This is a genomic window from Kitasatospora sp. MY 5-36 (assembly GCF_001182915.1).
Taxonomy (GTDB): domain Bacteria; phylum Actinomycetota; class Actinomycetes; order Streptomycetales; family Streptomycetaceae; genus Kitasatospora.
On the sequence record NZ_LFVW01000630.1, the window covers coordinates 1 to 6,726 of the forward strand.

The window sequence follows — 6,726 nt, forward strand, 5'->3', positions numbered from 1 at the left end:
CACGAACCGGAAGTGGTGTTTCAGAGGATTGGCCGCTCCGGGACCGTCCGCGCAGACGCGTGTCCGGTGCTCCCTGCCGAGCGACTAGGAAACACTACCCCTGTCCGGCGCCGGAGGCAAACCCGTCCCGGAGACGGTGCGGGTGCAGAGCGCCCGGCCCGGCTTCACGTACTCGCCGTTGGGGTGGTCGTTGCCGGTGACCCAGTGGCGGGCGGTGGCCTCGTCACGGCCGCCGTCGCGGTGCCGCCGGAGCAGGCGCTCCTCGCGGACCTCGTCCTCGGCGTGGACGTACCAGAGCTCGTGCAGCAGGCGGCGGGCGGCGGGCCAGGGGGTTTCGGCGGAGGCGAGGTAGTTGCCCTCGGTGATGACGAGCCGGGTCCGCGGGCGGACCACGTGGCGGGCAGCGACCGGCTCGTCCAGGGCGCGGTCGAAGTCCGGGACGTAGATGTCCTGGAACCGGTCGCCGGCGATCCGGCGCAGCAGGGCGACGTAGCCGTGGGCGTCGAAGGTCGCCGGGGCGCCCTTGCGGTGGGTCAGGCCGAGGCGGTCGAGCTGGGCACCGGAGAGGTGGAAGCCGTCGAGCGGGACGTAGGCGGCGGTGCCGGGGCCTTCGGCCCGCTCGACCTCGGCGACCAGGTGGCGGGCCAGGGTGGACTTGCCGGCGCCGGGCGGGCCGGCAAGTCCGAGGATCGTACGGGCGTTGCTGCCCGGGCCTCGGAGGAAGCCGAGGGCAAGGGCGGTGAGGCGGTCCTCGTTCATGGCCGCACCCTACTCAGCGCGCGCCTCCTGTTCAGTGCGCCTCTTTGCTCAGTGCACCTCTTTGCTCAGTGAACCTCTTCGCTCGGCGGTCGGCTTTGCTCAGCGGTCGGCGAGGGCGGGCAGGTCCAGGGTGAGGGTGCCGGCGTCGGCGTCGAGCAGGGCGGGCACGCCGAGCGGGACGGTGAGGGTGGAGGGGCAGTGGCCGAAGCCCAGTTCCCAGAGCACGGGGACGCCGAGCCCGCCGAGCCGGTCGAGCATCACGTCCCGGACCCGCTGGGGCCGTCCGCAGCCCTCCCAGGAGCCGAGGGCCAGGCCGGCCACGCCGTCGAGGGCTCCGGAGCGCAGGAGCTGGGTCAGCAGCCGGTCGAGCTGGTAGGGGTGCTCGTTCACGTCTTCGAGCAGCAGGACGGCGCCCTCGTACGAGGGACGGGCGGCGGGCGTGCCGCGCTCGGCGGTGAGGACGTGGAGGCAGCCGCCGGCCGTGACGCCGCGGGCGCGGCCGGGGACGAGCGGGGCGGCGGTGGGCGAGGTGAGGACGGTGACGGCGGCGGGGTCGAAGAGGGTGCGGCGCAGGTGCTCGGCGGTCGGGCCGTCGGAGACGAAGGAGGCGCCGGCGGCCAGCGGTCCGTACAGGGTGGCGAGGCCGAGCCGCCGGGCGAAGGCCTCGTGCAGGGAGCTGACGTCGCTGAAGCCGATGAAGGGCTTGGGGGCGGCGGCGCGCATCGCGGTCCAGTCGAGCAGGTCGACGATGCGGTGCACGCCGTACCCGCCGCGGGCGCAGATGACGGCGTCGACGGCGGGGTCGAGCCAGGCGGTCTGGAGGTCGGCGGCGCGGTCGGCGTCGGTGCCGGCCAGGTAGCCGAGGGTGGGGTGGGTGTCGAGGACGTGCGGGGCGACGGTCACGCGGAGCCCCCAGGAGCGGAGGATCGCGCACCCGGCGGTGAGACGTTCGGCGTCGACGGGACCGCTGGGGGCGACGACGGCGACGTGGTCGCCGGGGCGCAGGTGCGGCGGGCGGGTCAGCCCCTGGCCGGGTGTGGTCGGGTGCTGGTCCATGGGCCGGGCCACCTTTCGGACGCGGAAGCGGGGTTCGGGCGGTCGCGCCGTGGCCGCGACCGCCCGGTGACGATATGCCCCGTGCCGACCGGCCGATGTCCGCCGGCCGACGTGAGGGCTCTTCAGATCGCCGCCCCCATCACCTCCCGCACCTCGGCGAGGGTGGCGTCGGCGACGGCGTTGGCCCGCTCGGCGCCGTCGCGCAGGACCTGCCGCAGGTGCCCCCGGTCGGCGGCGAGTTCGGCGCGGCGGGCGCGCAGCGGGCGGAGGAACTCGTTGACGGACTCCGTGACGGTGCGCTTGAGCGCGGCGGCGCCGCCGTCGCCGATCTCCTCGGCGACGGCCTCGGGGGCCCGGTCCTGGCAGAGGGCGGCGAGCAGGACGAGGCTGGAGACCTCGGGCCGGTCGACCGGGTCGTAGCCGATCCGGCGGTCGGCGTCGGTCCTGGCGCCACGGATGATCCGGGCGGTCTCGTCCTCGGTGGCGCCGAGGGCGACGGCGTTGCCCCGGCTCTTGCTCATCTTTCCGCCGTCGGTGCCGAGCAGCATCGGGGCTTCGGAGAGCAGGGCCTGCGGGCGGGGGAAGACGGCGCTGCCGTCGGCGTGCGGGTAGCGCTCGTTGAAGCGGCGGGCGACGGTGCGGGCGACTTCGAGATGGGGCAGCTGGTCCTGGCCGACCGGGACCAGGTCGGCCTTGCAGAAGAGGATGTCGGCGGCCTGGTGGACGGGGTAGGTGAACATCAGCCCGCTGACGGCGGACTGCCGGGAGTGGGTGATCTCGTCCTTGACGGTGGGGTTGCGGCCCAGCTCTGCGACGCTGACCAGGCTGAGGAAGGGGAGCAGCAGCTGGTTGAGGGCGGGGACGGCGCTGTGCGGGAAGATCGTCGCCCGCTCGGGGTCGAGGCCGGCGGCGAGGTAGTCGAGGACGAGGTTCTCGGTGTGCTCGGCGAGCCGGTCGGCGAGGTCGCGGTCGGTGATGACCTGGTAGTCGGCGACCACGACGAACATCTCGACGCCCTGGTCCTGGAGCCGGACCCGGTTCCGCAGGGTGCCGAAGTAGTGGCCGAGGTGGAGCGGTCCGGTGGGGCGGTCCCCGGTGAGGACGCGGTGGGCTGCCGGGTCGTCGGACAGGACGGACGCGGCGGCGACGGCGGCGGCGGGACCGGCAGTGGTGGGGACGGTGGCGGTAGGGACGGTGGCGGTGGCGGTGGTCAAGGTGTCTCTCCTCGGTACGGCGGTGGTGGCGGCCGTCCGGGGCGAGGGGCCCGTCCTACGGAAAACGCAGCAGGGCCGTCCATCCCGGACGGCCCTGCTCAGGCGAGTGGTGTGGCCGTCCTAGGACGGCCACCAGCACAGGCCGATGAAGCGCTTCATGTGCCCCACGGTAGCGGCAGTCAGTCCTCCACGACCAGTGCCGGGGTGTCCTTGTGCAGCGTCTCGCCGCGGAAGAACTCCGGCCGGATGAAGCCGTACCAGGTCATCAGGCCCGCGCCGAGCAGCAGGATGCCGACGCCGATCACGAAGACCGAGCCGATGCCGAAGACCGAACCGCTGCCGTAGTCGGGGGCCCAGGCGTCGGTGAGGGTCTGGAGGAAGACCGCGGTGAGCAGCACGCCGCCGACGAACGGGGCGACGCCCTTGAGCAGCAGCGCGCGGACACCGGTGCGCAGCGAACCGCGGAAGTACCAGACGCAGGCGAAAGCGGTCAGTGCGTAGTAGAAGCAGATCATCAGACCGAGCGCCAGGATGGTGTCCTGGACGACGTTCTCGCTGATCAGGCTCATCCCGACGTAGAAGACCGCGGTGGCGATGCCCGCCGCGACGGTGGCGTAGCCGGGGGTGCGGAAGCGCGGGTGGACGGCGCCGAAGCGCGGCGGCACGGCGCGGTAGGCGCTCATCGCGAGCAGGGTGCGGGCCACCGGGATGAAGGTGGTCTGCAGGCTGGCGGCGGCGCTGGCGACGACGGCCAGGAAGAGCAGGATGCTCCACGGCGAGCCGAGCACCGGACGGGCCAGCGCGGAGAAGACGTTGTCGGCGGTGGCCGGGTTGCCGAGGCCGTTGCCGGTGCTGCCGACGCCCGCGAACATCTGGGAGGCGATCGCGACCAGCAGGTACGAGCCGACCAGGGTGACCATGGAGATCATCGCGGCGCGACCGGGGGTCTTGGCGCTGCCCTGGGTCTCCTCGTTCATGGTCAGGCAGGTGTCCCAGCCCCAGTACATGAAGATCGACAGCGACAGCCCGGCGGTGAACGCGCTGAACGAGCTGACCTCGAGCGGGTTGAGCCAGGAGAAGGAGAAGCCGATCGAGTCGGGCAGGTCGCCCGAGGCGGCCTTCCCGATGGCGATGACGGAGAAGAGCAGCAGCACGGCCAGCTGGAGGCCGACCAGGCTGTACTGGAACCACTTGGTCGCGGTCATCCCCCGGTAGCTCATCGCGGTGGCGCCGGCGATCAGCAGGACCACGGTGAGCAGGTGGACGGCCTTGTTCTGGTCGAGTTCGGTGACCCAGCTGCTGCCGGTCATCTCCCCGAGCATCAGGTACAGGAAGTCGGTCGCGACCCCGGCCAGGTTGGAGAGCACGATGATGGTCGCCACCGTCAGGCCCCACCCGGCCATCCAGCCGACCCGGGGACCGAAGGCCCGGACGCCCCAGGTGAAGGACGTGCCGCAGTCCGGGAAGTCCTTGTTCAGCTCCTTGTACGCGAACGCGACGAGCAGCATCGGCAGGAAGCCAGCCAGGAACACCGCCGGCATCTGCACCCCGACCGCGGTGACGGTCGGGCCGAGTGTGGCGGTCAGGCAGTAGACCGGGGCGACCGTCGAGACGCCCAGCACCACACTGCTCAGCAGGCCGACGGAACCGCCCCGTAGACCCTTGTCCCCCGCTCCCCCAGCGGTCCCCTGATCGACGGGGACCCCACCACTGATGCCACTGACCGGGGCACCCTGCGGAGCGCCGGGCGCCATTGCCCGGCCGCTGCTCGTGTGCTCTGAGAGCTGCTGATCAAACACCAGCGCACCCTAGAGGCGGGCATGGAAGGTTGAGTAGACCAACCCTTGGTGATCTAAACCACTTGCTTCGATTCGTTCTCGTGACGGCTGTTCGGGTGGATGTATTTACGGCTTGTTAACCCATGTACCTTTGTTTCAAAGGAGTTGGGCCAAGAAAATTTCTCCCTTTTGCCAAGGTTCGACCAGGTTTGCCCCCCGGCCCGGACGGGCCGCTCCCCCCACCGCTCCCCGAGTCGGATAGGTTTGCCTAACCTAATTTCGATCGTGAAAGGAGCGTCGCGTGCCCCCCACCTCCGACGACCCGGTCCTCTCCCCCCGCACCTCCGGCCGTCGCCGGTTCCTCACCGCCGGGATCGCCGGCGGGGCGGTGCTCGGCCTCGGCGGACTCCTCACCGCCTGCGGCAGCTCCGGCGGATCGGGCGGGTCGGGCAGCAGCGGTTCGACCCCGGCCGGCGGCGGCTCCTCCCCGAACCAGAAGTCGGTCAAGCAGGGCGGGGACGACTACGCCGCCGTGATCGAGAGGATGAAGGGCTTCGGCACCGACGCCGCCCCCGGCGTCTACCCGCGCACCCTCAGGCACGCGATGGGCGAGACGGTGCTCCCGGCCAGGCCCACCCGGGTCGTGGTGCTGGACACCGGCGAGCTCGACAACGTCGTCGCCCTCGGCATCCAGCCGGTCGGCATCGTGTACACCGACGGCTCCAAGTCCCTGACGTCCTACCTCAAGGACAAGGCCGGCAGCCCCGCCGCCGTCGGCACCATCAACAGCCTCAACCTGGAGGCCATCGCCGCGCTCAAGCCGGACCTGATCCTCGGCAGCCAGCTGCGCGCCCAGGACCAGTACGCGCAGCTCTCCAAGATCGCGCCGACCGTCTTCTCGCTGCGCCCCGGCTACCCGTGGAAGCAGAACTTCCTGCTCAACGCGAGCGCCTTCGGCCTGGAGGCCGAGGCCAAGACCCAGCTCGACGCGTACCAGGCGGCCGCCGCGGCGATCGGCGCGAAGCTCGGCGACAAGCGGCCCACCATCACGCCACTGCGCTTCATGCCGGGCCGCACCCGGCTCTACGCGGAGCTCTCCTTCATCGGCACCATCCTCACCGACGTGCCGCTGCCGCAGCCCGCGATCGAGCAGGTCAAGGAGCTCGCGGTGGAGGTCAGCCCGGAGCAGATCGACAAGGCCGACGCCGACTGGATCTTCTACGGCGTGTACGGCAGCCCCAGCTCGACCAACCAGGACGCGGTGCTCGGCGGCGCGCTCTGGAAGACGCTCGGTGCGGTCAAGTCCGGTCAGGCCCGGCCGGTTTCGGACGAGACCTGGTTCCTCGGGCTCGGCGTCATGGCGGCGAACGTGGTGCTCAACGACCTCAAGGGCTTTGTCGCACCCGGCAGTTGAGCCAGGCAGGTGAATCCGCCGGGTGAGTCCGTCGGGTGAGTCCGGGTGTGAGCCCGGAGCGAACCCGGCCGGCCGGGCCTGGTCGGCGTCGGCGGGCGGAACGGGGCGGCGTTCCGGTCGTACGGCAACAGTGCCCGCCCGGCGCCGTCTTGGGCGATCCCCGGGTGGGCCCGGGTGGGCCCGCGACGGTCCCCGGGTGATTCCGTGGTGGTATCGCGGCGGTGTCGCGGTGGTATCGCGCACACCACCGGGTTGGACGCTTGGAGCTGATCGCGTGGTGCGGGAGGATCGTCGGGACCGTTTCCCGAAGGGCCCGCAGATGACCTCGCTCCACCCCGCCGCAACCGACCCGTCCCTGCCCGGCCCGCCCCGGGACAGCGCCGGATCCTCGCCCCCGCCCGCCCCGACCGGCCCGCCCGGCTCGCCCGTACCGATGTGCTCGATCGCGACCGCCACCGAGCCCGGTGCGGCCGCGCCCGGCACCCCGGAGGCGACGGCCCGCCCC

General features: G+C 72.0%; 5 protein-coding genes and 1 pseudogene. 2 read left to right on the forward strand and 4 right to left on the reverse strand.

The annotated features are described in order from the left end of the window. Window positions 1-84: 84 nt before the first annotated feature. From AE652_RS32115 to AE652_RS32130, 4 genes are all read right to left on the reverse strand, one after another. Window positions 85-759 carry a nucleoside/nucleotide kinase family protein gene (locus AE652_RS32115; protein WP_049657992.1) on the reverse strand — a complete coding sequence of 225 codons (675 nt, stop codon included), beginning with the start codon at window positions 757-759 and terminating at the stop codon, window positions 85-87. Between the two features lie 99 nt (window positions 760-858). Beyond that, window positions 859-1,815: an LD-carboxypeptidase gene (locus AE652_RS32120; protein ID WP_049657995.1), complete on the reverse strand. Its 957-nt coding sequence runs from the start codon at window positions 1,813-1,815 to the stop codon at window positions 859-861. A gap of 122 nt (window positions 1,816-1,937) precedes the next feature. Then, a complete protein-coding gene (gene trpS / locus AE652_RS32125) occupies window positions 1,938-2,945 on the reverse strand; it encodes a tryptophan--tRNA ligase (protein WP_234348619.1) in 1,008 nt (335 codons plus the stop codon). 263 nt (window positions 2,946-3,208) lie between these two features. Next, window positions 3,209-4,783 carry an APC family permease gene (locus AE652_RS32130; protein WP_049657998.1) on the reverse strand — a complete coding sequence of 525 codons (1,575 nt, stop codon included), beginning with the start codon at window positions 4,781-4,783 and terminating at the stop codon, window positions 3,209-3,211. A 325-nt stretch (window positions 4,784-5,108) separates the two neighbouring features. Between AE652_RS32130 and AE652_RS32135 the strand changes: the two genes are divergently transcribed. Then, window positions 5,109-6,221, forward strand: coding sequence for an ABC transporter substrate-binding protein (locus AE652_RS32135; protein WP_049658000.1), 1,113 nt, complete (start codon window positions 5,109-5,111; stop codon window positions 6,219-6,221). A gap of 319 nt (window positions 6,222-6,540) precedes the next feature. Further along, window positions 6,541-6,726 (forward strand): annotated as a pseudogene (locus AE652_RS32140) (hypothetical protein); the annotation flags it as partial.

Excerpts from the sequence above, each read along its gene's own strand:
- AE652_RS32130 (WP_049657998.1), bottom strand. The coding sequence starts at position 4,783 with ATGGCGCCCGGCGCTCCGCAGGGTGCCCCGGTCAGTGGCATCAGTGGT.
- AE652_RS32115 (WP_049657992.1), bottom strand. The coding sequence starts at position 759 with ATGAACGAGGACCGCCTCACCGCCCTTGCCCTCGGCTTCCTCCGAGGC.
- AE652_RS32120 (WP_049657995.1), bottom strand. The coding sequence starts at position 1,815 with ATGGACCAGCACCCGACCACACCCGGCCAGGGGCTGACCCGCCCGCCG.